General features: G+C 72.3%; 20 protein-coding genes. 7 read left to right on the forward strand and 13 right to left on the reverse strand.

Annotation, left to right across the window (positions count from 1 at the left end):
* Positions 1–92: 92 nt before the first annotated feature.
* Entirely contained in the window at positions 93–851 is a 759-nt protein-coding gene (locus ABD369_RS20435) for a TIGR00266 family protein (protein ID WP_344637906.1), read from the forward strand.
* 73 nt (positions 852–924) lie between these two features.
* Here ABD369_RS20435 and ABD369_RS20440 read toward each other — a convergent pair whose 3' ends face one another.
* Both ABD369_RS20440 and ABD369_RS20445 read right to left on the reverse strand, forming a co-directional pair.
* Positions 925–3,726 carry a penicillin acylase family protein gene (locus ABD369_RS20440; RefSeq protein ID WP_344637907.1) on the reverse strand — a complete coding sequence of 934 codons (2,802 nt, stop codon included), beginning with the start codon at positions 3,724–3,726 and terminating at the stop codon, positions 925–927.
* Positions 3,727–3,785: 59 nt separating this feature from the next.
* Complete coding sequence (locus tag ABD369_RS20445; protein ID WP_344637908.1) at positions 3,786–4,220, reverse strand: ribosomal maturation YjgA family protein; 435 nt, start codon at positions 4,218–4,220, stop codon at positions 3,786–3,788.
* A 144-nt stretch (positions 4,221–4,364) separates the two neighbouring features.
* Between ABD369_RS20445 and ABD369_RS20450 the strand changes: the two genes are divergently transcribed.
* Positions 4,365–4,988: a histidine phosphatase family protein gene (locus ABD369_RS20450; RefSeq protein ID WP_344637909.1), complete on the forward strand. Its 624-nt coding sequence runs from the start codon at positions 4,365–4,367 to the stop codon at positions 4,986–4,988.
* A gap of 524 nt (positions 4,989–5,512) precedes the next feature.
* Here the strand turns inward: ABD369_RS20450 and ABD369_RS20455 are convergent.
* Positions 5,513–6,211, reverse strand: a complete 699-nt coding sequence (locus ABD369_RS20455) for an MBL fold metallo-hydrolase (protein WP_344637910.1) — start codon at positions 6,209–6,211, stop codon at positions 5,513–5,515.
* 386 nt (positions 6,212–6,597) lie between these two features.
* On the opposite strand from ABD369_RS20455, the gene ABD369_RS20460 reads away from it, so the two are divergent.
* A complete protein-coding gene (locus ABD369_RS20460; RefSeq protein WP_344637911.1) occupies positions 6,598–9,597 on the forward strand; it encodes an AfsR/SARP family transcriptional regulator in 3,000 nt (999 codons plus the stop codon).
* Between the two features lie 15 nt (positions 9,598–9,612).
* On the opposite strand, the gene ABD369_RS20465 is transcribed toward ABD369_RS20460, so the two are convergent.
* A complete protein-coding gene (locus ABD369_RS20465; protein ID WP_344637912.1) occupies positions 9,613–9,807 on the reverse strand; it encodes a hypothetical protein in 195 nt (64 codons plus the stop codon).
* Positions 9,808–9,917: 110 nt separating this feature from the next.
* Positions 9,918–10,391, reverse strand: coding sequence for a winged helix-turn-helix transcriptional regulator (locus ABD369_RS20470; RefSeq protein WP_344637913.1), 474 nt, complete (start codon positions 10,389–10,391; stop codon positions 9,918–9,920).
* 158 nt (positions 10,392–10,549) lie between these two features.
* Here ABD369_RS20470 and ABD369_RS20475 point away from each other — a divergent pair, with 158 nt between their 5' ends.
* On the forward strand, positions 10,550–10,945 hold the full coding sequence (locus ABD369_RS20475) for a tautomerase family protein (RefSeq protein WP_344637914.1): 396 nt from the start codon (positions 10,550–10,552) through the stop codon (positions 10,943–10,945).
* Between the two features lie 95 nt (positions 10,946–11,040).
* Here ABD369_RS20475 and map read toward each other — a convergent pair whose 3' ends face one another.
* On the reverse strand, positions 11,041–11,808 hold the full coding sequence (gene map, locus ABD369_RS20480; RefSeq protein ID WP_344637915.1) for a type I methionyl aminopeptidase: 768 nt from the start codon (positions 11,806–11,808) through the stop codon (positions 11,041–11,043).
* A gap of 75 nt (positions 11,809–11,883) precedes the next feature.
* Here map and ABD369_RS20485 point away from each other — a divergent pair, with 75 nt between their 5' ends.
* Complete coding sequence (locus ABD369_RS20485; RefSeq protein WP_344637916.1) at positions 11,884–12,159, forward strand: helix-turn-helix domain-containing protein; 276 nt, start codon at positions 11,884–11,886, stop codon at positions 12,157–12,159.
* 184 nt (positions 12,160–12,343) lie between these two features.
* Entirely contained in the window at positions 12,344–13,798 is a 1,455-nt protein-coding gene (locus ABD369_RS20490; RefSeq protein WP_344637917.1) for an alkaline phosphatase family protein, read from the forward strand.
* 117 nt (positions 13,799–13,915) lie between these two features.
* Here ABD369_RS20490 and ABD369_RS20495 read toward each other — a convergent pair whose 3' ends face one another.
* The 3 genes from ABD369_RS20495 to ctaD form a co-directional block, all read right to left on the reverse strand.
* The gene (locus ABD369_RS20495) at positions 13,916–14,275 is read right to left on the reverse strand and encodes a peptidase inhibitor family I36 protein (protein ID WP_344637918.1); all 360 of its coding nucleotides are present in this window, start codon (positions 14,273–14,275) and stop codon (positions 13,916–13,918) included.
* Positions 14,276–14,438: 163 nt separating this feature from the next.
* Complete coding sequence (locus ABD369_RS20500) at positions 14,439–14,972, reverse strand: hypothetical protein (protein WP_344637919.1); 534 nt, start codon at positions 14,970–14,972, stop codon at positions 14,439–14,441.
* A gap of 92 nt (positions 14,973–15,064) precedes the next feature.
* The gene (gene ctaD / locus ABD369_RS20505) at positions 15,065–16,828 is read right to left on the reverse strand and encodes an aa3-type cytochrome oxidase subunit I (protein WP_449806460.1); all 1,764 of its coding nucleotides are present in this window, start codon (positions 16,826–16,828) and stop codon (positions 15,065–15,067) included.
* Positions 16,829–17,105: 277 nt separating this feature from the next.
* Here ctaD and ABD369_RS20510 point away from each other — a divergent pair, with 277 nt between their 5' ends.
* A complete protein-coding gene (locus tag ABD369_RS20510; RefSeq protein WP_344637998.1) occupies positions 17,106–18,821 on the forward strand; it encodes a GAF domain-containing sensor histidine kinase in 1,716 nt (571 codons plus the stop codon).
* 299 nt (positions 18,822–19,120) lie between these two features.
* On the opposite strand, the gene ABD369_RS20515 is transcribed toward ABD369_RS20510, so the two are convergent.
* The 4 genes from ABD369_RS20515 to ABD369_RS20530 form a co-directional block, all read right to left on the reverse strand.
* Positions 19,121–19,507 (reverse strand): pyridoxamine 5'-phosphate oxidase family protein, encoded by a 387-nt coding sequence (locus tag ABD369_RS20515; RefSeq protein WP_344637920.1) that lies wholly within the window; start codon positions 19,505–19,507, stop codon positions 19,121–19,123.
* Positions 19,508–19,609: 102 nt separating this feature from the next.
* The gene (locus ABD369_RS20520) at positions 19,610–20,356 is read right to left on the reverse strand and encodes a response regulator (RefSeq protein ID WP_344637921.1); all 747 of its coding nucleotides are present in this window, start codon (positions 20,354–20,356) and stop codon (positions 19,610–19,612) included.
* Between the two features lie 609 nt (positions 20,357–20,965).
* On the reverse strand, positions 20,966–22,225 hold the full coding sequence (locus ABD369_RS20525) for a globin domain-containing protein (protein ID WP_344637922.1): 1,260 nt from the start codon (positions 22,223–22,225) through the stop codon (positions 20,966–20,968).
* Positions 22,226–22,406: 181 nt separating this feature from the next.
* Positions 22,407–23,603, reverse strand: coding sequence for an MFS transporter (locus ABD369_RS20530; protein ID WP_344637923.1), 1,197 nt, complete (start codon positions 23,601–23,603; stop codon positions 22,407–22,409).
* Positions 23,604–23,639: the final 36 nt, after the last annotated feature.

A 23,639-nucleotide genomic window follows, 5' to 3' on the forward strand; every position in this document is an offset into this window, starting at 1 on the left:
CTTTTCAACTGTTTTAACGACCCTTGAAGGCGGTGGCGCTACCGTTCCCGTGGGCGGTACGGCACCGCCCCGAGAGCGGGGGAGAAACCGTCATGCAGGCAGTGGTCAAGGGCAGCACGATGCCGGTACTGGAGATCCAGCTGGAGGCCGGGGAGAAGGTGATCTCCCACCACGGCGAGCTGTCCTGGATGTCCGCGAACATGCACATGTCGCAGACCACCAACACCGGCGGCCCCGGCGGTGGCGGTCTGCTGAACACGCTCAAGCGCGCGGTCAGCGGCGGCGGCATCTTCCTGACCCAGTACGAGGCGCAGAACGGCCCCGCCATGGTGGCCTTCGCCGCCAAGGTCCCGGGCCACATCCTGCCGGTGGACATCGCCCCTGACCGGAGCGTCATGGTGCACCGGCACGGCTGGATCTGCGGCACCCCCGGGATCACCCCGACGGTCGCGCTGCAGCAGTCCTTCCGGGGCGGCTTGTGGGGCGGCGAGGGCTTCGTGCTGCAGAAGCTGCAGGGCCAGGGCCGCGCCTGGATCGAGCTCTCCGGCGAGCTCACCGAGTACACCCTCGCGCCGGGCCAGACCATGCTGGTCCACCCCGGGCACGTCGGGATGTTCGACGAGTCCGTGCAGTTCACCATCACCAGGGTGCCGGGCATCGCGAACAAGATCTTCGGTGGTGACGGCCTCTTCCTGGTCGCGCTGACCGGTCCGGGCCGGATCTGGCTGCAGAGCATGCCGCTGTCCGGCCTCGCACACGCCCTTGAGCCGTACCTGGCCCGGGACGGCGCCGTGGCCAGTGCCGAGGGTGCCGGTATCGGCGGCATCGTCGGCGGCATGCTGCGCGGCTGACGTGGTGTCTCGGGGGCGCCCCCGCTGTGGCGGGCGCCCCCGAGAACCGTCGGTCAGTGGTGGTCCGCCGGCGTCAGCGGTGGCTCTGGAACTGCACCACCTGCTGGTAGGTCGGCCGGTTCTGCCAGGTGGTCTTGCCGTCGGTCACCCCGCCGAGCGGGCGCTGGATGATCGAGTCGGCGCACCACTGGTCGCCCGCCGAGCAGTCTCCGTCACCGGGGTAGACCTGGGCCGGGGTCTGGGCCAGCGCGCTCTTGAGGGTGCTGAGCAGCACCGTCCGGCAGGCCGCCAGGTCCCCGCCCCCGCAGTACGGCTGGGCCAGCGGGCCCGCCACCTGGTCGCCGAGGACGTGCCGCAGGTCCTTGTCGAGGTAGCTCCACCACCCGTACTGGAATGACGAACCCTTGTGCGGGATGGACTCGTTGGCGCTCACCCCGCCGCTGGTGGCGCCGGTCTGCCCGCCCGAGGGGGACTCGTTGATCTGCACGGCCCCGGGCAGCGCGGTGAACAGCCCGTCCCCGAGCCCGGGCCGGAACACCCCGTCGGCCAGCAGCGGCCACCACGCGTCCATGGTGCGGATGGCGTCCGCGTCGGCGTAGCTGTGGCTGCCCGCCGAAGTCTCCTTCCGCTGCCCGCCGCCTGCCCGCCAGTTGGCCAGCTTCTGTACGGCGTCCGCCAGCGCGGGGTCGGTCACCGGTGCGCTGCCGATCACCCGCAGCAGGTCCGGCAGTACGTCCTCCACCCGCAGGTCGGTCAGCGCCGCGCTCTCCATCGCCTGGGTCAGCGCCACCCTGGAGACCTTGTTACCGCTGCTGACGAGGGACTTCACCCGGGCGTCCAGCAGGTTGGCCCGGTGCACCGAGCCGTTTCCGAACCCGGCGCTCGCGTAGTCGGTGGCCTGCTTGTTGTTCCAGGAGACGTAGTAGTCCTGGTCGACGGACTGCGGGTGCTCGGCGGGCGGGGTGTACCGGGCGGTGTTGGTGGCCGGGTCGAAGTCGGCCCACTCGGAGGAGGGCTGGGCCATGAGCGGCAGCCCGGGGTCGACCCCCGGAGCGCGGACCGGATTGCTGCCCGAGTTGTAGTACGCCGTGTGCTGGGAGTCGGCGTAGAACCAGTTGAAGGTGTACCCGATGTGCTGCGCGGCCTGCTGGAAGCTCGCCGGATCGTGCACCGCGCCCGGGTCGTTGAACATCTGGAAGCCGATGATGGAGTCCACCTCGTGCCGGTAGGTGGAACGCAGCGAGGTGAAGGCCACGGGAGTACCGCCGACCGTGCCGCGGGCGGTCACCAGGCCGTAGTTCGAGCGGTACATCACCAGCGTGTACGAGCCCGCCGGGGTGGAGTCGGCCGTGGTCGGGTTCCACGCGTCCTTCCGGTCCAGCCGGTCGAAGGGCAGGCACTGGCCGTGCCAGAGGTAGGAGTTGCTGGCCAGCGTGACGGGGGAGCCGTCGGTGGTGCAGAGCGGGACGGCGTAGGTGTCGGTGATGTCCTGCCCGGCCGAGGTGGCGCTCCACGCGTAGTCCTGGCCGCGGCCCAGCTCCACGTAGAAACTCAGCCCGGCGAAGGCCGCGCCGCGCGCGCTGATCCCCGGGCCCTGCAACTCCTCCAGCATCAGCAACTGCGGGGCGAAGTAGCCGGTCTGCGGGCCGAAGACCGCGATCGGGTGCCCGTCGTCGGTGTAACGGCCGGACACCACCAGGGCGTTGGACATCCCGTGCTTGGCGGTGAGCAGGTTGCCCGGAAGCACACCGGCCGCCTTGGTGGTGCTCTGGTTCGCCGAACCGGTGGCGTCGTAGATCAGCCGCTCCGGCACCACGGACCCGGGATCGGGCATCGCCACGCCCTGCGGATCGGCCGGCGGCTGCGCGTACGGGAAGCTCTGCCCGTCGTGCAGGGTCTGCACCGCCTCCGGGTCGTTCGACTCGCGCAGCGAGCTCCACACGGCGTCCCCGGCGGCCTTGCCGTAGCGGGCCTCGGCGGCCAGTTTCACCTGTGCGGAGGCCAGTTCACCGCCGCCGCCGGAGCCGAACAGCGCGCCGATCACCGAGGCCAGCGCCACCAGGTCGGTCAGCTTGAACGGCTCGATCCCGCCCGCGTTGGTGATCGCGTCCACATGGCCGGTCAGGTCGTACTCGCCGGGGAAGTAGCGCCCCTGGTACGACTCGTTGATGTACTGGTTGATCCCGTCGAGGTAGGCGCGGGCGTCGGTGAGCGCCTGCTGGGCACGCGGGCCCTGGGCGGCGACCGCGTCGATCTGCGCCTGGAGCTCCTGTTCCGTGTAGGGGGCGGCCTGCCAGAAGCTCTGCTCCAGCTGGCGGTTGGCCGCCGCGCCGCCCGCGAAGCCGGAGAGCTCCCCTCGCCCGACGTGCCGGAACAGGTCCATCACCCAGAGCCGGTCCTGCGCGGCGGCGTAGCCCGCGCCGAACTCGGTGCCGTAGCGGGTGGTGCCGGTGATGTGCGGAACGCCGGTCGCCTTGTCGCGCACGATGGTGACGTCCGAGCGGGGCGAGCCGGTGGACGCCACCTGGTCGGCCGGGACGCCGAACGAGGAGTCGTTGAAGAAGCTGCGCAGGGTGCTGTCGGTCAGCCCCGGATAGGCGGACGCCAGGTTCGCGTACGGCCCCAGCTGGTCGTCGGTGTGCGCCGGACGGGTGCCGAAGACCCGGTTGACGAGGATGTCGGCCAGTGTCGCGTTGCCGTTCTCGCCCGGCGGGAGAACGTCCAGACAGCGGCCGCCGCAGAGATCGCCCGCGACGGCGGGAGCAGCCTTGGGTGCTGCCGGTGCTGCCGGTGCGGCGGCCAGGGTGAACGCCGCCAGGAGAACCGCCGTGAGTGAGGCGGCCTGGAGTCTGAGCGCGCGGATGCGTCGTTGCATACCAGCTCCTCCGTTGATACTACGGGGAGTTGACGGTAGGTCTAATACTGGCCGATTGCCTAGACTCCGGACGCGCCGTTGTGTCTCCGGCGCCTTTGCGCGGCGCCCACCGCGCGGTGCACCAGCCAGCCGAACGCGGCACCCGCGACGTACCAGCACAGGTCGGGGACGTTGAAGGTGGTACCGAGGACGAGCCGGGCGAGAACGCTCCGCCGGGACAGCTCGGCGGGTATCCCGGTGGCCTGGAAGAACTCCACCGCCCAGCTGACCCCCAGGGCGACCAGCGCGGCCTTCGCGGGCCTGATCCGCGGCGCGGCCAGGACGACCAGGGTGTACACCAGGACGGTGTAGAGCACGTCCCCGGCCACCTTGCCGGCATCTCCCGGCAGCACGCTCCTGCTGCCCAGGCCTGCCGCGACGGTCAGCGCAGCCGCGATGAGCGCGCACAGACGGGACATCAGGAGCGGTTTGTGGCCCTTGGGAAGATCATTCATGCGGGACACCGTAGTGCGTCCGAGCCAGCCGGGCCGGTGTCCTCTTCGGCCGTCGACCGGAACCGCTGGAACCGGAGCGGCAGGAACGGCGTCGACCCCAGGACAACGTGCAAGATCGTGATGGATCGCGAAGGAGCCCTGGACATGACGGGAACGGCCACCCGCTACCTCTATCTGGTCCGCCACGGCGAGGCGTTGCCGGACGAGAGCGGACTGTCGGACAACGGGCGCCGGCAGGCGGTCCTGCTCGGCCGTCGGCTGGCGAACCGCCCCATCTCGGTGGTCCACCACGGCCCGCTGCCCCGGGCCGCACAGACCGCCCGCCTGATCGGCGAACACCTGGACGGCGCCGCTCTCGAGGTCTCGGAGACTGCCGGCGACTATTTCCCGCACTTTCCGCAGCGGGACGAACTGCCCTCCGACTGCGCCGACTTCCTCCTGCGTTTCCTGTCCCAGGCGACGGCCGAGGACCGTGAGCGCGGTCCGGTGCTGGCAGGCCGGGCCCTGGAGCAGTTCACCGGCCCGGTGGCGGGCGACGAGGAGCGCCACGAACTGGTCGTCACCCACAACTTCCTGATCGGCTGGCTGGTGCGGCATGCCACGTCCGCCCCGGAGTGGCGCTGGCTCGGCCTCAACCACGGCAACGCCGCCCTGACCGTCATCCGCTACTCGCCTGGGCGACCGTCGTCCGTCCTGGTCTACAACGACATGCGGCACCTGCCCGCTGAACTGTGCTGGACCGGATTTCCTCCTGAGCTTCGGCTTTGAGTCCAGCGACCGATTGGAGGCCGCCCGCACGGTACTCCGTGCCGCCGTCGGCTCCCTCGCGCCGGCCGAGACCCTCGACCTGCGCGTCCACGCGGAGGTCCACCCGCACCTCCCGAGCGCCTTGCTACCGCCCGGGAATCCGGCCAAATCCCGGACGCCGCCGATCAAGTAGCGGAACATGGAGGTCCGACCGAGGCTTTGCAACTCTGTACAACCGGCTCGGCGGAGGAGTGGTTTCCTTCCTTCCCGTCCGCGCCTCGGTGCGGGCCCGAGATCCCCGTTTCCTGCGGGACACCCCGGACCTCGCCCAGGCGCTCATGGCCGCCGACGACGATGGCCGGGACGTGTTCGCGCACATCCCCTGTGAGTGGAAGGAAGTACGACGGTGGGCGAGTTCACTTCCTGCCCCCCGGAAGCAGAGACGGCCGCCAAGGCCATCTGCGGGCAGATCGCGCTGGAGGAGATCAGCGATCGACGCGGCAGCACCGTGTGGAAGGCAGTTGGCACCCTCGCAACCGTCGCCATCAAGTTCGGCAGCACCGATGGCGGCCGCGGAGCCCACGGCCCGGGAGGCATCCGTGCTGGATCAGCTTCCCGGCTAGGCGCTCGGCCCCGGCGCGGGTGGCCCAGGTTCCGGCATCGACGGCGCTCATCAGATAGGGGTCGCCGCTCTCCGCCGATGTGCTCTGGAGCGTGGCTCCGGCGATGAAAAGGTCGGCGTCTGCGCTCAGTTGGGCCAGGGCCGGGTCCGGCCCGGCATCGCCGCTGTAGGCGAGGGTCAGGCCGGGGGCGGTCAACCGTACGCCCGCGTGCGGGACATGGTGCGGCAGCAGCGCGGAGTCCAGCCGGAGCGGTCCCACCCGGTGGTTCGACGGGAGTGGGTGCACGTCGAAGACGTCGAGCAGATCCTCCGTCGGTTCCATCGCCTGGACGCGTCCGATCACCCCGGGAGGGCAGTAGAGCGGCAGGCGGGCGCCCCGCTCCGTCGCGAAGTAGCGCGCGCGGCACAGGGCGCTGAGGTCGGCGCAGTGGTCGGGGTGCTCATGGGTGATCAGCACGGCGTCCAACTGCCCGTCTGCGCAGTGCTCCAGCAAGCGCGGGAAGGTCGCGTAGCCCAGGTCCAGCACCAGTCGGAACCCGTCGTACTCCAGCAGGTAGCCGCTGGCGCCCCGGCCGGCCTCGGGCCAGGCCCCGCACGTCCCCAGTACCGTCAGTCTGCGCACCGGCTGATGTTCTCATGAGCGGTTCCAGCGGCCGGACTTGGGTGGACCGGGCGTACGGCGGTCGGTACGCCGTGAAGCGGTGGACCCGTCACGTGGCCGGGAAGCGCGGCGGACATCGCGTTCACCTGGACCAGCCGGCCGTTCACCCGGACCAGCCGGCCGTCCACCCGGACCGCTCGCCCCGGTCCGCGCGGGCCTGCGCCGATGGGCGCGGTCCCGGCGCGCCGGAAGACGGGCGCCGACACTCGGATCGCATGCGCTCTAACCGTTCCATCCTGCTCACCCGTCATTAATATGACCGAACGGTTTCCGTACGGAAGTGTCGCGCGATCGGCCGGAGGCCGGCCCGGTCGTGCCGGGGAAGGGAATGTGGCTTGGAGGGGGCGGTGCGGTTCAATGTGCTCGGCGCCATGCAGATCTGTCTCGACGGGGCCGACGTCCCGGTCGGGCCACCACAGCAGCAGGCCACGCTCGCCGCGTTGCTGCTCCGCTCGGGGCGAGCTGCCTCGCTGCACGAACTGGTCGGCATGGTCTGGGGCGAGGAGGCCCCGGACTCCGCGGTAACGAGTCTGCGCACCTACGTCTGGCGGTTGCGGCAGCGACTGGAACAGGGGCGCGCCACCCCGCAGTTGCTGCTCTCCGCCGGGTCCGGCTACCGGCTGGCGGTGGCGCCGGCCGGCGTGGACGCCCACCGCGCCGAGGAGCTGGCGGCCGAGGCGGCACGCGCCCGCGCGGCGAGGTGGCACGAGGAGTGCGCCCGGCTGCTCACCGAGGCTGTGTCGCTGTGGCGGGGCGAGCCGCTGGCCGGGGTGCCCGGACCCTTCGCCGAGCAGCAGCGCTCCAGGCTCGCCGAACTGCGGCTGATGCTGCTGGAGGAGCGCTTCGATCACGACCTATTGCTGGGCCGGTACCCGTCCACCATCCCGGACCTGACCGCCTTCACCGGCGAACACCCGCTGCGGGAGCGGCCGTACGGCTTCCTGATGGAGGCCCTGTACCGCTGCGGACGGCAGGGCGAGGCGCTCGCCGTCTTCGCCAGGGCGCGGCAGCTGCTGGCCGACGAGCTCGGTGTGGACCCGGGGCCGGAACTGCGCGAGTTGCACCGGCGGATCCTGGCCAACGACCTGGCGCCACACACCGGGGCGCCCGCGCCGGTACGGATCGGCGCGGGGCCCGCCGCGCCCCCGGCCGCCGTGCCCACGACCTCGCCCGCCCCTGCCCGTCCCGCTCAACTCCCGCCGGACACGGGGGACTTCAGCGGCCGCGAGGAAGCGGTGGCGGAACTGCGCGAGGCCCTGCTCGGCGCGGACCGGACCGCCCTGACGGTCGCCTCGGTCAGCGGGATGGGCGGCATCGGCAAGAGCACCCTGGCGCTGCGGGTGGCGCACCAGGTCAAGGAGCGCTACCCCGACGGCCAGCTCTACGCCGACCTGCGGGGTACCGGGACGGACGCGGCCGAACCCGGTGTGGTGCTGGGAAGCTTCCTGTCGGCGCTGGGAGTGCCGGGCCAGGAGATCCCCCGTTCCCTGGAGGACCGGACCCGGCTCTTCCGTACCGTGCTGGACGGCCGGAGCGTCCTGCTGCTGCTCGACGACGCCAGGGACGCCGCCCAGGTCAGGCCGCTGCTGCCGGGCTCGGCCGACTGCGCGGTCGTGCTCACCAGCCGGGCTCGCCTCGCCGGGCTGCCCGCCACCGCCCACGTCCGGCTGTGCGTGTTCGAGACCGAGGAGGCGCTGGCCCTGCTCCAGCGGGTCATCGGCACCGAACGCGTCGCCGCGGAACGGGCCGACGCCGTCGAGCTGGTCACCTCCTGCGCGAACCTGCCGCTCGCCGTGCGGATCGTGGCGGCCCGGCTGGCCGCCCGGCCGGGCTGGACGGTGGCGAACCTGGTGCGCAGGCTCGGTGACGAACGCCGGAGGCTGACCGAACTCCAGGCCGGCGAGCTGGCCGTGGCCGCCGTGTTCGAGCTCGGCTACCACCAGCTGACCGAGTCCCAGTCCCACGCCTTCCGGACGCTCGCGCCCGTCACCGGGGGGAGCATCGGCCTCGGCGCGGCGGCGGCCGCCCTGGGCCTCACCGAGGACGAGGCGGAGCCGCTGCTGGAGTCACTGGTCGACACCGCGCTGCTGGAGTCGCCGTCGTCGGGCCGCTACCGGTACCACCAGCTGGTCCGGGCCTTCGCCCGGCAGCTGCCCGCACCGGCGGGCCGGGAACAGGACGGCGGGCGCACCGGGGTGGCCCACCGGCTGCTCAACTTCCTGCTGGGAGCCGCCGGATCGGCCTTCCAGCAGATGGTCCCGGGCGACCCCGTGCACACCACGCTCACCCCGGGAGACCCGCGCGGACCGCGCTTCACCGGCCTGGCGGACGCCCGTGCCTGGGTGGCCGAGGAGTTCGACGGGGCCGTCCACGTCATCCAGCTCGCGGTGCAGGGTGGCACCGCGACTCCGGAGCTGCTGGACACCGCGGCCGACCTGCTCATCGCGCTGAGTCCGTTCGGCCGGGACATCCCCTACAGCCAACTGGCCTCCGCCGCCGCGGCGGTGGCCGAGAAGGCCGTCCGCACCGGCAACGACCGCGCCGCGGGCCGGGCTCTCTTCGTGTGCGGCAACGCCGCGCTGCAGACCACCCGGCTGGCAACGGCGAGCGCCCACATCCGGCTGGCGACCGAGGCCTGCCGCCGTGCCGGTGACACGGTCATCCTGCGTCAGACCTTCAACGACCTCGGTGTGATAGCGCAGTTCGAGCAGCGCTACGACGAAGCCGTGCACTACTTCGACCAGGCGCTGGCCCTGGCCCGGCAGATGGGCCACCGCTCGGGCGAACTCGTCACCGTGCTGAACGCGGCCATGGCCAGGCTGCGCAGTGGCCGGGCCGACGAGGCCGTGGCGGCCTGTGACGGCGCACTGCCGTTGCTGCGCGAGGTGGCCGACCACCACGGCACCGCCCACGCGCTGTGCGTGCGGAGTCTGGCCCTGCACGAGCTGCGGAGGTACCCGGAGGCGCTCGCCGGGTACCGGGAGTGCCTCGAGATCTGCGCGAGCTCGGACATCCCCGGCCAGGCGGCCCAGGCCCGCTACCGCGGTGCGGCCACGCTGCGGGCGCTCGGCCGGCTGCCGGAGGCGTACCGGGCGGCGGAGCGGGCCCTGGCCCACTACCGCACCGCGGTCGGCAGTGAGCGCGACCGGGGCCACGCACTGCTGATCCTCGCCCAGGTCTCGCTGGACCTCGGCCGTGTCGAGGAAGGGCTGGCCCACGCGGCCGAGGCGCACTTGGTGCTCGGCGGCATCGGGCTCCCCGAGGCCGCCGAGGCCGCGGCGCTGGCGGGCCGGGCCCGCTCCCTCACGCTCGCGCAGGCCACGGACGGCCCGATCCCGCCGGCCTGAGCGGGAACGGCCCGATCAGACCTTGGTGTTCCACTCGGTCACGTCGCTCGGCGGCTGCGGCCCCGAGCCGCCGCCGGCGACTGCGTGACCGGTGGGCACGTCGTGGGTGACAGCGGAAGCGACCGTACCGGCGGCGGCCAGCACGGCGGCTACGGCGGCCGGGACGAGTACCGCCGCACGGAATCGGCGGAACACTGCAGATCGCTTCATGAGGAGACTCCCGGTCGGTTCAAACGGTGTGCTCAGGCCCTCATCCTCACCGCTCGCGATCTATGTCTCATATACGAGCTGGTCACAGGGGTTCGGTGACCGCCCCGGTGCTACGGCCGGGGCACCGGGCGGGCGCCGGGGCCCTGGACCAGCTCCACCTCGGCCAGGCCCGTCACCGGGTGTCCCCGTTCGCAGACCAGGGCCAGACGGACGTCCGCGCCGCAGTCCGCGTGCCGGTGCCTGGTGGCCGGACCGGCCGAGTCGCCCCGGTGCCGGTCGCCCCACTCCTTGAGCGAGAGCAGGATCGGGTACAGCTCGCGGCCGCGCGGGGTCAGCCGGTAGCCGAACCGGGTGCGCCGGCCGGCCTCCTGGTACGGGAAGCGTTCCAGCAGTCGCGACTCCACCAGCTCGTCCAGTCGCCGGCTCAACACCGCGGCCGAGACCGCCAGATGGCGCTGGATCTCGTCGAAACGCTCCAGGCCGCGTGCGATCTCCCGGACGACCAGGAGCGCCCACGGCCGTCCCACCACTTCCAGCGCGCGGCCGATGCCGCAGTTGCTGACGTCCTGTTCACCCCACTCCACGGACCCACTGTAGCCGTTCAGAGATGTTGGCTTTCGATTTGAAAGCCAGCTGCGTAGACTGCTGACCGTCCATCAGGAAGTCGGGACCGGATCGCACTGCCCGTGGCGGCCGGTCATCGGTCCGGCCCGCCGCCGGCCGCCATCAGGAGGTACGTGCCATGCCGCTCGTCCGCATCACGCTCAGCTCCGACCGCCCCGCCGAGCAGCGGCCGCAGATCGCGGCTGGGGTGCACCGCGCGCTGGTCGACGCCGTCGGCATCCCGGAGAAGGACCGCTTCCAGATCGTCCAGGCCCTGCCCGCCGAGCAGATGTTCTTCGACCACGAGTACCTCGGCGTCGACCGGCGCGACGTCGTCTGCGTGGAGATCACGCTGCGCCGGGGGCGCCCGGAGGAGACCAAGCGCGCCCTGTACCGGCGGATCGCCGAGGAGGCGGGCAAGGTCGGGGTCCGGTCCGAGGACGTCCTGGTGGTGCTGACCGAGAACGGTTCGGCGGACTGGTCCGCAGGCCGCGGTGAGGCCCAACTGCTCGACCTGGAGCAGCAGATGAGCTGACGCCGGACGGTGGGGGCCGGTGGCCGGCCGGTCGGCGTGCGCGGCCCGGTGGCCAGCCCGTCAGGGCGGGGGTGGGACGCGCGATGGCCGGCCGGTCACGGCAGGGTCAGGATGCGCGGCCCGTCCTCCGTGATGGCGACGGTGTGTTCGGCGTGCGCGGCCCGGCTGCCGTCGTGGGTGAGCAGGGTCCAGCCGTCGGGGGCGGTGCGGTAGTGGTCCCGCCCGCCGGCCAGGAACATCGGCTCGATCGCGAGGACCATGCCGTGCCGCAGGACCATGCCGCGTCCTGGGCGTCCGTCGTTGGGGACGTGCGGGTCCTCGTGCATGCCGCGGCCCACGCCGTGGCCGCCGAAGTCGGCGGGGATCCCGTAGCCGGCCGCGCGGCCGACGCTTCCGATGGCGTGGGAGATGTCTCCGATCCGGGCGCCGACCACCGCCGCCTCGATGCCCGCCGCGAGGGCGCGCTCGGTGGTCTCGATGAGCGCCAGGTCGGCGGGCGCGGGCGTGCCGACGACGAAGCTGACGGCCGCGTCGCCGGTCCAGCCGCCGAGTTCGGCCCCGCAGTCGATGCTGACCAGGTCGCCGTCGCGCAGCCGGTGGCCGGTCGGGATGCCGTGCACCACGGCGTCGTTGACCGAAGCGCAGATCACCGCCGGGAACGGGGTGGCGGCGAAGCCGGGGCGGTAGCCCAGGAACGGCGAGTCGGCCCCGGCCTCGCGCAGCACCTCGCGGGCCACCTCGTCCAGTTCCCGCAGGGACACCCCCACCGCCGCCGTGCGGCGTACCGCGTCGAGTGCGTCGGCGACGACCCGTCCGGCTTCTCGCATCGCGTCCAACGCCGCGTCAGTCTTGATCTCCACCATCTCCGGTGGCCTCCCCGGTCGATCCCCGTGACCCCACAGTGGGCCAATTCTTATACCGGTATTAGTATCACGGTCATGGTGCGCACCCCACTCACTCCCTTCGAACGTGAACGCGGCGAACGCCTCGGTGCTCTGCTCCGGCAGGCCCGGGGCGAGCGGAGCATGGTCCAGATCGCGGCGGCGGCGGGCCTGTCGGCCGAGACGCTCCGCAAGATCGAGACCGGCCGGGCTCCGACGCCGGCCTTCTTCACGGTGGCGGCGCTCGCCGGAGCCCTCGGTCTGTCCCTGGACGAGCTGGTCCGGCTGTGTGCTCCCGTGGGTGAGGGGGTCGCCGGACGGTTGTCGGCCTGAGCCGAATGGCGTTCCAGTGGAGCGAACTGACGTCCAGGCGGCGAAGATGATCTGCCCCTGACATTGGCCGAGTGTTCACTCGGCACCCCCGCGCGAGGGAACTCCGCTACGGCAGACCCGTACTCGATCTGACGCAGCCATGTCTCAAGGCACTGTTGTGCGAGTGGCGGAGAGGGAGGATCTGATGTCCGGAATGACCCGACGCAGGCTGCTGGGCTCGGTGGCCGGGGTGGCCGGGGTGGCCGGGGTGGCGGGCGGGGCGGCGGCGATGAGTCTGCTGCCGGCGAGTGTCCAGCGTGCGGTGGCGGCGGGGGTGCCCGGGCGCGGCTCGCTGCGGGATGTCGAGCACGTGGTCCTGCTGATGCAGGAGAACCGTTCCTTCGATCACTACTTCGGTACGCTGGCCGGTGTCCGCGGTTTCGGGGACCCGGAGGCGCTGCGGCTGGACGACGGCCGCTCGGTCTTCTACCAGCCGGACAGCGTCAACCCGGACGGCTACCTGCTGCCGTTCCACCTCGACACCCGCACCACCAGCGCGCAGGCGATCCCGTCCACCAGCCACGCCTGGTCCGTCCAGCACCGCGCCTGGAACGGCGGGAAGATGGACCAGTGGCTGCCCGCGCACCGGGCCGCCGACGGCGTCAACGGCCCCTATGTGATGGGCTACTACACCCGGGACGACATCCCCTTCCAGTTCGCCCTGGCCGAGTCCTTCACCATCTGCGACAACTACTTCTGCTCCGTCCAGGGGCCGACCTGGCCCAACCGCCTGTACTGGATGACCGGGTCGATCGACGCCGACGGCACCTGCGGCGGGCCGATCATCCAGAACTCCACCCCGAAGCCACTGACCTGGACCACCTACGCCGAGCAGCTGGAGGCGGCGGGCGTCAGCTGGCGGGTCTACCAGGAGACCGACAACTACGGCACGGACATGCTGTCACTGTTCGAGAACTTCCAGCGGGCCAGACCGGGTGACCCGCTCCACGACAAGGGCCTGACCGCGCAGCCGGCCGGGACCTTCGAGGACGACGCCAGGAACGACCGGCTGCCCGCGGTCTCCTGGATCCTGCCGACCAGCTACCAGTCCGAGCACCCGGACTACCTGCCCGCCGCCGGCGCGGACTACGTCGCCTCCAAGATCGAGGCGATCGCGTCCAATCCGAAGGTCTGGGCGAAGACCGCCTTCATCCTCAACTACGACGAGAACGACGGCCTGTTCGACCACGTCCCGCCGCCGGTGCCCGAGGCCGGCACGCCCGGCGAGTTCGTCCGGGGGCTGCCGATCGGCGGCGGCTTCCGGGTTCCCTGCATCATCATCTCGCCCTGGACGGTGGGCGGTTGGGTGGCATCGGAGGCGTTCGACCACACCTCGGTGCTGCGGTTCCTGGAGTGCTTCACCGGTGTCCGGGCGGCCAATGTCACCGACTGGCGCCGGGACACCTTCGGCGATCTGACCTCGGCCTTCCAGTTCGACCGCGGGGTCCACCGCCCGCCCGGGCTGCCCGACACCGCCGCCCGACTCGCCCTGGCGAAGCGGGAGGTGGCGACCCTGCCGCCGCCGCAGCTGCCGGGCGCCGACCAGGAGTTCCCGCGCCAGGAGCGCGGCCACCGTCCGCACCGCCCGGCCGGCTCCTGATCCGACGCCCGGAGCCCGGCAGCCTCGGACCGGCCGGGCTCCGTCCGGCCCCGGGGTGCCGCCAGGCCGCTGTTGCCGTCGGCGGGGGCACCGCGAGGTGCGCGCAGGTGGCTCCCGTCAGACTTCGAGCACGCGCGCGGAGCCGACCGGCCACGGCGTCTGGGGAGAGCCGGTTCCGGCGTCGAGGTCGACGTAGCTGCCGTCGCAGTTGCCGCCGCGGTAGAACCGCACGGGATGGCCGCTGTCGTTCCACACCGAGTTGAACGGGCCCAGGCCGTCCTCCACCAGGCACGTTCTGCTGTCGAACGGGGGCGACCAGTACACGGGACCACCCGACCAGCCCGTCTCGCGCCACCCACAGACGGCGCCGCCGGGGCACTGGGCCGGGTCGCGGTGGCCGGCGGGTGCGGCGGCGGCCGGCCCGGCCGGCGTGAGGGTGAAGAGCGTCGCAACGAGAGCGGTGGTGAGTCGGCGCATGGGCCGGTCCTCCGAGTTCGTGTCAGAACCATCATCGGCACTATGGAGATTCGGAATGTCGGGCACCGCGCAGAACCCGCGCGCGGGGTCGCGCTGCCGGCGTGCGGCTGCCAGGTGAGCGCCCCACGGTGTCGCGAACGAGGCGGCCGGGCGGCCGACTCGGTCACGAACGCGGGCGGGTGGCCGCGACGAGCAGGGTTACCAGGGAGAGTCCGACGGAGCCGCAGGCCGCCGCGGCAAGTGCCGGTCCCGACAGCGTGCCGGCGCGGGCGGACAGCACGATGGACACCGCGACCACGGAGGAGGCCGAGACCCCGGCGACCAGCCAGGCCAGCAGCACGACCTGGGGCCTCGGACGGTCGAGGCACGACGGCGCGCCGGGCAGCACCTCCGCCCAGTACCGGCTCTCCTCGCGCCGCTCGCTCCGGTGGTCGGCGACCGCGGCCAGCCGCAGCGCCGCGCCCGCCACCGCGCTGCCGGCGGCGAGCGCCGCGGGCAGCTGCCAGGTGGCCGGGGAGAGCAGCAGTAGACCGGTACCGGCCACGCCCAGCCACCAGACCAGACAGGCGGTCGCGGACAGCCGGACGGACCTGGGGCGGTCGTCGCCCGCCCGCAGGTCCGCCACCGCCGGGATGTACCAGACGCAGCCGGACGCGGTGAGTGCGGCGGCGCCGAGGGCAAGTACGGTGTGCGGCATGGCGGTTGTCCTCCTCGGACTCGGTACGGGATCGGGGGCCGTCCCCGCCCCGGTGGGAGAGGGGCGGGGCGGGGACGGAATCTGATTGACCGTCAGTCGGTCTTGGACGGCTCACCGGACCGGGCGGGTGCCACGCCGGCCAGGTGCTTGGCCGCTTCGCCGTGGTTCTGCAGGTAGTCCAGCGCGGCGATGTCCGGGTGGTGCAGATCGAAGGCGGGGGACTCGGAGCGGATCCGGGGCAGGGAGGTGAAGTTGTGCCGGGGCGGCGGGCAGGAGGTGGCCCACTCCAGCGAGCGGCCCCAGCCCCACGGGTCGTCGACGGTGACCTTCTCGCCGTACTTGGCGGTCTTCCAGACGTTGTAGAGGAACGGCAGGATCGACAGACCGAGCAGGAACGAGCCGATGGTGGAGACGGTGTTCAGCGTGGTGAAGCCGTCCGAGGCCAGGTAGTCGGCGTAGCGGCGCGGCATGCCCTCGGCACCCAGCCAGTGCTGGACCAGGAAGGTGGCGTGGAACCCGATGGTGAGCGTCCAGAAGGTGATCTTCCCGAGGCGCTCGTCGAGCATCCTGCCGGTCATCTTGGGCCACCAGAAGTGGAATCCGGCCATCATCGCGTACACCACGGTGCCGAACAGGGTGTAGTGGAAGTGGGCCACCACGAAGTACGAGTCGGAGACGTGGAAGTCGATCGGCGGCGCCGCGAGCAGCACGCCGGTCAGCCCGCCGAACAGGAAGGTGACCAGGAAGCCGACCGTCCAGAGCATCGGGGTCTCGAAACTGAGCGAGCCCTTCCACATGGTGCCGACCCAGTTGAAGAACTTCACTCCGGTCGGGACCGCGATCAGGAAGGTCATGAAGGAGAAGAACGGCAGCAGCACCTGTCCGGTGACGTACATGTGGTGCGCCCAGACCGACAGCGACAGGCCCGCGATGGCGATGGTGGCCGCGATCAGGCCTGAGTAGCCGAACATCGGCTTGCGGCTGAACACCGGAACGATCTCCGAGACGATGCCGAAGAACGGCAGGGCCAGGATGTACACCTCGGGATGGCCGAAGAACCAGAACAGGTGCTGCCAGAGCATCGCCCCGCCGTTGGCGGAGTCGAAGACGTGCGCCCCGAACTTGCGGTCCGCCTCCAGCGCGAACAGCGCGGCGGCCAGCACCGGGAAGACCAGCAGCACCAGCAGCGAGGTCAGCAGCACGTTCCAGCAGAAGATGGACATCCGGAACATCGTCAGACCCGGTGCCCGCATGCAGATGATCGTGGTGATGAAGTTGACGGCACCGAAGATGCTGCCGAACCCGGACAGCGCCACACCCATGATCCACATGTCCGCGCCGACACTCGGCGAATGGACCGCGTCCGACAGCGGCGCGTAGGCGAACCAGCCGAAGTCGGCGGCGCCCTGCGGGGTGAGGAAACCACCTGCCGCGATCAGCGACCCGAACAGGAACAGCCAGTAGGACAGCATGTTCAGCCGGGGGAAGGCCACATCGGGGGCGCCGATCTGCAGCGGCATGATCCAGTTGGCGAAACCGGTGAACAGCGGCATGGCGAACAGCAGCAGCATGATCGAACCGTGCATCGTGAACGCCTGGTTGAACTGCTCGTTCGACAGGATCTGCGTCCCCGGGCGGGCCAGCTCCGCGCGCATCACCAGCGCCATCGCACCGCCGACCAGGAAGAAGCCGAACGCGGTGACCAGGTACATGGTTCCGATCGTCTTGTGATCGGTGGTGGTGAGCATTCGCACCAGCGCCGAACCGGACCTCCTTCCGAGGACAGCGGCCGCGGCCGGCTCTTCCTTCTCCTCGATGGCAGCCACCGGCCGCCCTCCTTCACATCCACCGAACATGGCTCAGCCGCACCCAAATGGCTCTCGGGCGGCGATTCATCCTCGGTTCGGGGCCCTCGGCGGCCACAGGGCCGATGGTCCCGGCGGCCCCCGCCGACCGGTCCACGGCTCACGTGCCGTTCGTCCGCCCCGGCCGTGGACCGGGCGAGGTGGGCATCCGCGCACGTGAACCGTCCCCCGGCGGACCGACCCGGGCACCGGACCGATAGCGTTGGACGGGCACGTACGGCTGCGCCGGCCGAAGCGGAACCAGGAGGACGACGTGGGCGGGAAGGGGATGCCCTCGCGGCTTCCGCAGCTTCGGCTGGACGAACTGCTGGAGGAGTTGCAGGCCAGGATCGACGACGTGCGCGGCACCCGCGACCGGGTGCACGGCCTGCTGGAGGCGGTCCTCTCGGTCGGACGGGAGCTGGACCTCACCCAGGTGCTGCGCCGGATCGTCGAGGCGGCCAGCGCGCTCTCCGACGCCCGCTACGCCGCGCTCGGCGTGATCGGACCCGACGGGCACACCCTGTCGCAGTTCCTGACGGTCGGTCTGTCGGACGGGGAGATCGCCGCCATCGGCCCGTACCCGAGCGGCAAAGGCCTGCTCGGCCAATTGATCCGTCACCCTGAACCGCTGCGCCTGGCCGACCTGTCCGAGCACCCGGCCTCGTACGGCTGCCCGGCCCACCACCCCGGGATGCGCACCTTCCTCGGGGTCCCGGTGCGGGTCCGCGAGGAGGTCTTCGGCAACCTGTACCTCACCGACAAGCGCAACGGGCAGGAGTTCGACGCCGACGACGAGGCTCTGATCTCCGCCCTCGCCGTGGCGGCGGGTGTGGCGATCGACAACGCCCGGCTGTACGAGGAGGCCCGGCGCCAGCAGCGCTGGCTGCGGGCCAGCGGGGAGATCACCCGCAGCCTGCTCTCCGGGGCGCCCCGCCAGGAGGTGCTGGCGCTGATCGCGGAGCGGGCCCGCGAGATCACCGGTGCCGAGCTGGCGGATCTCTCGGTGCCCGTGGCGGGGGACCGGCTGCGGGTCGAACTGGCCGTCGGCGGGGACAGCGCCGGACGGCTCGGGCTGACGGTGCCGATGGACGGGACGCTCTCCGGTGCGGCGTTCGCGGCGGGTTCGCCGGTGACCACCGCGGACCTGGCCGGCGACGAACGGTACGCGGCCGGGCCGCGCCGCTCCGACGGGCTGAGCCGTTTCACCGGCCTCGGACCGGCGGTGGCGGTGCCGCTGAGCACGGCGGCCGGGCGGGTCCAGGGTGTGCTGCTGCTGGCCCGCACGGCCGGTCGACTGCCGTTCGGCAGTGAGGAGATCGGGGCCCTGCCGGGCTTCGCGGACCAGGCCGCGCTCGCCCTGGAACTGGCCGAACGCCGCCGGGACGCCGAGCAGTTGGCGCTCTTCGAGGACCGCGACCGGATCGGCCGCGACCTGCACGACCTGGCCATCCAACGGCTGTTCGCGACCGGAATGACGCTGCAGAGCGCGGCCCGGCTGATCGAGCAGCCGGCCGCCTCGGAGCGGGTGGTGCGGGCGGTCCAGGACCTGGACGAGACCATCAAGATCATCCGCTCGACCATCTTCGGCCTGCGGGCGCGGGACGGCGAGGAGCGGGGCCTGCGGGCCCGCGCGGCCCGGGCCGTCGCCGAGGCCAGGACCACCCTGGGGTTCGCACCCCGGCTGAGCATGGAGGGGCTGCTGGACACCGACGTGCCGCCGGCGGTCGCCGACCAGGTGATGGCGGTACTGGCCGAGGCGCTGAGCAACTCCGCCCGGCACGCGCGGGCCACCCGGGTGGAGGTCACCCTGCACGCGACCGGCGGCGAGGTGGTGCTCCGCGTCACCGACGACGGCATCGGCCTCCCGGCACAGCAGGGGCACCGCAGCGGCCTGCGCAACCTCCAGGAACGCGCTCAGCAGCTCGGCGGCACCTTCACCCTCGCCGCTCCCGCCGGTGGCGGTACCAGCCTCCAGTGGTCGGCGCCGCTCACCCGGCTCTGAACTGCGGGCCTCAGCGCTGCCGGGCCCGGTGACGAGGCCATGACCGCCTACCCGCCACCGCGGACCGGACCTCGCCACCATCGGGCCCGGTGACGACCCGGCTGACCATCCTGCCTGAGCTCTGGCCTGCTTCACCCTCGGACGGGAGCCGCTCCGAGAACCAGGCTACTACGGGCGGGCGGTCGGGGCGCGGAGAGCGAATGGACAGGGCATCAGGCGGCGGACGGTCCGGCCCGCGGCGGTGAGCCTCCACAACACGACGCGGTCGTCCGCCGCCGCACCGCAGCGCCGGGAGCGGATCAGTGACGACTAGCGCTCAGGGTGCGGCCTGTGACCAGCTCCGGCCGGATGCGGATCTCGACCTGTCCGGAGTGCGCCGTACGGTCCGCCGCCGCGCTGCCCGGCAGCGTGATCACCCGAGCCGGGCCGAGGACGGTGACGGACCATCCGCTGCCGTCCACAGTGTCGACGTGGTCCGCCTCGAACGCGACCAGCGAGCCGTCCACGGCCCGCACCAGGGCCTCCCCGCCGTCCGCCCGCAGGACCACCCCGTGCTCGTCCAGCCGGAACCGGGCGGGCAGCACGGCCGGCAGCGCGCCGACCGTGTAGACGACGCGGCCCACCGACGCGCTTTCCAGCAGGGTGAGGCACCGTTGCTCGGCGAGCCAGGGGAGTTCGGGTTTCATGTGGTTCGGTCCTCGGGGGGCGAAGGGCGCGCAGGCCGGGGCGGTCTGCCACCGCACGGGCGCTTGGCGCCTCGCCTGCGGAACCGGCGCGGCTCCGCGGGGTCAGCGGCGTGCCAGGCCCCCGTCCGGTGCGGGACGGGAAGGACGGTCAGGGGTGCCGCGTCCGACGGAGGACGGGGACTGGCTGCCCTGGGTGGCGATCACGGCGGCCTGGACCCGTCGCTCCACACCGAGCTTGGCGAGCAGCCGGGAGATGTGGTTCTTGACGGTCTTCTCGGCGAGGTACAGCCGTTCACCGATCTGACGGTTGGTCAGCCCTTCGCCCACCAGCTCCAGGATCTCCTGCTCCCGGTCGGTCAGTGCGGGCAGCACCGGTCGGCGGGGCGCCTCGGACTCGCCGCGCAGCCGGGCCATCAGGCGGGTGGCCGCGCCGGAGTCGAGCAGGGACTGACCGGAGGCCACCGTCCGGACGGCGGAGACCAGATCCGTGCCGCTGATCTGCTTGAGCACATAGCCGGCGGCCCCCGCCATGATCGCGTCCAGCAGGGCCTCCTCGTCGTCGAAGGAGGTGAGCATCAGGCAGGCCAGCTGGGGCATGGTCGAGCGCAGCTCCCGGCACACGCTGACCCCGTCGCTGTCGGGCAGTCGGACGTCGAGCACCGCGACGTCCGGCCGCAGCGCGGGCACCCGGGCGAGCGCCTGCTCCGCCGTGGCGGCCTCCCCGATGACGGTGAGTCCGGGCTCGGCGTCCAGGAGGTCCTGTACGCCTCGGCGCACCACTTCGTGGTCGTCGAGCAGGAAGACCCGTACGGTCCCCTCGGCACCAGCGCGCTCCGTGCCTTCCGGCATGACCCAACTCCGTTCCCTGCGTGTGCCCGCCCTGTTGGGGGCCACTGCATTGTCTCCGGAGCCGGGAGCCGTCGACAGGGCCGGAAGGCCCTACTCGACGCCGGTCCGCCGCCGTCCTCGCGACCGGGGCCGGCCGGCCTCACCGCCGTCCTCGGGACTCGGGGATTCGGCCGGCTCTCACCCGGACCGGGTGCGCGGCGGGGCCGAGCCGCCCGGCCGCGCCGGACATCCGCCGGGTGGGCCCGGCCTCCACCTCGGCGGCCCGGTGCGGAGTTCGACCCGGATGTCGGCGGTGGGCCCGCTCGGCAGACTGGTCATCGGCGATCAACCTCCTCGGTTGCAGACCAGGCTGTCCGACCGGGAACAGCGAGCCGAGGGCCGAACGTCCCTCAACCGCCGAGCCGTTCGCCCCCGGCCGGACGCCGCCGACGGCGACACCCGGCCCGCCCCGCAGGGACCTTCGACGCCTGCCGTCGTCGATCCGGGGAACGCAGAGTGGTACCGCCATCCGGACCGAGGGGACTGACGACACCATGGCCACACGTCACCTGTACTGGCTCGCCCGCCGCTGCCTGATGCGGATGGTCTCGTGGCAGCACTGAACCCTGCTCAGTCCCGTGCGGCGGCGACGAGCGGATCGTGGTGGATCCGGTCGGCCGGCACCCCCGAGGCGAGCAGCGTGGCCCGCACCGCGCCGACCATGCCCGGCGGGCCGCTGACGTAGGCGATGTGCTCGGACCAGTCGCGTCGTTCGCCCAGCGCGTCCGGCAGCGGACCCGGGCCCGGTTCGGACCCCGCCCCGCCCCCGGTCACCGGAGTCACCTCCAGCCAGGGGAACCGCCCGGACAGTCTCGCCAGCGCCTCCCGGTCGTACAGGTCCGCCTGGCTCCGGGCGCCGACGAACAGGTGCGCCCGCTGCCCCCGCGCCCGCCGCTCGGCCAACTCCCCGAGGATCGCCTTCAGCGGGGCCAGGCCCGTGCCGCCGGCCACCAGCAGCACGTCCCGGGGGTCGTCCACCGCCGTCATCACACCGCGCGGCGGCCCGAGCCGGACCGCGTCCCCGGCCCGGGTCCGTTCCACCAGCGCCTCACTCACCCCGCCCGCGGCCGTCCGGCGGACGTGGAACTCCAGCACACCGTCCGGCCGAGGGGCGCAGGCCATCGAGTACTGCCGCCAGGTGTGCGGCAGCAGCGGCGACTCGATGGTCGCGTACTGCCCGGCCCGGTACGGGTACGGCTGGCCCGTCCTGATCCGGAGCACCGCGACATCCGGCCCGCGGCGCTCGTGCCCGACCACCTGGCCGTGCCAGTACGGCGGTTCGGTGATGGCCGACTCCGCCCCGTCGACCATCGCCTTCACCGCGAACCGCAGCATCCGCAGCCACGCCTGCTCCAGCTCCACCGACCATCCGGCCCCAGCCCGGCTGCGCAGCGCCACCGCCAACGCCTCCTCGAACGCGAGGTAGTGCGCCGGCCACACCCCGAGCTTGCGGTGGTCGCCACCGAGCTGGCGGAGCACCGCGAGCACATGGTCGAGGCGGTGCAGGTTCTCGATCAGATACCTGAACATCCGCGCCAGGTGGTCCTGCTGGAACTCCATCGACTCAGGGAAGAGCGGGCGCAGATACGGCCTGCGCTGGAACATGAACGCATAGAGCTGCTCGATGAGGACGTCGAACGGCGTCACCAGGTCCAGCCGGCTCATGATCAGCTGCTGGTCGCCGTAACCGTCGTACACCGTCCCGCCCGGCCCGATGGCAGGCCGCGCGGCGGACGCCCCCTCCGGGCTGAGAATCTGCCGGCGCAACCGCATCGCATGGTGCCGGGCAAGCAGTCGGTCGTACTCGTCGGTCCTGGTGTTGATCTTCATGGCGGGAAAGCCTAACGCTTCGTCAACTATCTGAAATTCACGGCCTGTTGGGCCCTGGGCGAGTAGGGCTGAACGGCCCTTGACAGTGATCGTCGCGTCGTTCCGCGCTGCGCTGCACGGCGGCCGGGCGCTCGCGCGATGGGCCGCCCCGGTGCCGGGGCGGCCCATCGCGGAGCAGTGCTCAGGCGCCGGTGGTTGCCCTGCGGGGTTCGCTCGGCGCGAGGGGCGCGGCCCGGGTGGGCGGTGGCGGGAGGACCCGGGTGGTGGTCACCGTGGCGCCGAGGGCCAGGACCACGGCCCCGAGCGGGAACCAGCGCTCGCCGAGGAGGGCGATGAACGCGCTGCCCGCGGCGCCGCCCGCGGCGGTGCCGAGGTAGAGGGCGCTGCTGTTGAGGGAGATGAGCAGAGGAGCGTTGGCCGGGTCGATGGAGGCGAGCCGGTGGGGGAGGGCGACGGAGACCGACCAGCCGGCGATCGGCGTCACGACCGCGTAGGCCAGCGCACCCGGCATGGTCGCGGCGGCCCAGGGTAGTGCCGCGAAGGCGAGCGCGGCGACCGCGCTGCCGACCAGCAGCACCCGGCGGGCGCCGAGCCGGTCCACCAGCCTGCCGCCGAGCCAGCTGCCGGCGACCGAGGCGACGCCCGTCGCGAACAGGATCAGGCTGAGCCGGCCCGGGTCGCCACCGGTGGCCGGGCGCACGGCGGTGGCGAGATAGATGTAGACGGACTGGAAGGCGAGGAAGAAGACCAGGGTGGTGGCGGCCGCGCCGAGCACGCGGCGGTCGCCGAGCGGGGCGAGGCGGGCCCGAAGACCGGGTGCCGTGGCGGATGGAGCGGGCAGGTCGCGCAGCATCAGCGCGATGCCGGCGAAGGCAGCGGCGCCCAGGGCGGTGACGAGCCACATGGTCAGCCGCCAGTCGGTCCGCCCGACCCAGGTGCCCAGTGGCACGCCGAGTGCGGTGGCGACGGTCATCCCGCCCAGCACCGTGGCCAGCGCCCGTCCGCGCCGCTCGGGCGGGACGACTGCGGTGGCGACGGCGTTGGCGGTCGGGGTGTAGAGCGCGGCTCCGGCGGCGGCCAGCGCCCGGGTGGCCAGCAGGAGGCCGTACGTCGGGGCGAGCGCACTGAGTGCGTTGGCCACGGTGAACACGGTCAGTGCGGTGAGCAGCAGCCGGCGGCGCGGCCAGCGGGCGGTGAGCGTGGCGAGCACAGGGGCCAGCAGGGCGTAGGCCAGCGCGAAGACGGTGACCAGCTGGCCCGCCGCCGCGACGGAGACCCCCAGGTCCTCGGAGACGCGGCCGAGTATCCCGGCCATCACCATCGAATCGGTGCCCATGGCGAAGGTGCCGAGGGCGAGCAGGAGCAGGCGAAGGCGCACGGGTTCCCTCCCGGAGTGGCGCGCGGCCGATCGTTT

The sequence above is a fragment of the Kitasatospora cystarginea genome (assembly GCF_039533515.1).
GTDB lineage: Bacteria > Actinomycetota > Actinomycetes > Streptomycetales > Streptomycetaceae > Kitasatospora > Kitasatospora cystarginea.

What these genes read in the sequence shown, in the direction of transcription:
- ABD369_RS20435 (WP_344637906.1), top strand. Translation starts at nt 93, where the DNA reads ATGCAGGCAGTGGTCAAGGGCAGCACGATGCCGGTACTGGAGATCCAG.
- ABD369_RS20440 (WP_344637907.1), bottom strand. Translation starts at nt 3,726, where the DNA reads ATGCAACGACGCATCCGCGCGCTCAGACTCCAGGCCGCCTCACTCACG.
- ABD369_RS20445 (WP_344637908.1), bottom strand. Translation starts at nt 4,220, where the DNA reads ATGAATGATCTTCCCAAGGGCCACAAACCGCTCCTGATGTCCCGTCTG.
- ABD369_RS20450 (WP_344637909.1), top strand. Translation starts at nt 4,365, where the DNA reads ATGACGGGAACGGCCACCCGCTACCTCTATCTGGTCCGCCACGGCGAG.
- ABD369_RS20465 (WP_344637912.1), bottom strand. Translation starts at nt 9,807, where the DNA reads ATGAAGCGATCTGCAGTGTTCCGCCGATTCCGTGCGGCGGTACTCGTC.
- ABD369_RS20475 (WP_344637914.1), top strand. Translation starts at nt 10,550, where the DNA reads ATGCCGCTCGTCCGCATCACGCTCAGCTCCGACCGCCCCGCCGAGCAG.
- map (WP_344637915.1), bottom strand. Translation starts at nt 11,808, where the DNA reads ATGGTGGAGATCAAGACTGACGCGGCGTTGGACGCGATGCGAGAAGCC.
- ABD369_RS20485 (WP_344637916.1), top strand. Translation starts at nt 11,884, where the DNA reads ATGGTGCGCACCCCACTCACTCCCTTCGAACGTGAACGCGGCGAACGC.
- ABD369_RS20490 (WP_344637917.1), top strand. Translation starts at nt 12,344, where the DNA reads ATGTCCGGAATGACCCGACGCAGGCTGCTGGGCTCGGTGGCCGGGGTG.
- ABD369_RS20495 (WP_344637918.1), bottom strand. Translation starts at nt 14,275, where the DNA reads ATGCGCCGACTCACCACCGCTCTCGTTGCGACGCTCTTCACCCTCACG.
- ABD369_RS20500 (WP_344637919.1), bottom strand. Translation starts at nt 14,972, where the DNA reads ATGCCGCACACCGTACTTGCCCTCGGCGCCGCCGCACTCACCGCGTCC.
- ctaD (WP_449806460.1), bottom strand. Translation starts at nt 16,828, where the DNA reads ATGTTCGGTGGATGTGAAGGAGGGCGGCCGGTGGCTGCCATCGAGGAG.
- ABD369_RS20510 (WP_344637998.1), top strand. Translation starts at nt 17,106, where the DNA reads ATGCCCTCGCGGCTTCCGCAGCTTCGGCTGGACGAACTGCTGGAGGAG.
- ABD369_RS20515 (WP_344637920.1), bottom strand. Translation starts at nt 19,507, where the DNA reads ATGAAACCCGAACTCCCCTGGCTCGCCGAGCAACGGTGCCTCACCCTG.
- ABD369_RS20520 (WP_344637921.1), bottom strand. Translation starts at nt 20,356, where the DNA reads ATGCCGGAAGGCACGGAGCGCGCTGGTGCCGAGGGGACCGTACGGGTC.
- ABD369_RS20525 (WP_344637922.1), bottom strand. Translation starts at nt 22,225, where the DNA reads ATGAAGATCAACACCAGGACCGACGAGTACGACCGACTGCTTGCCCGG.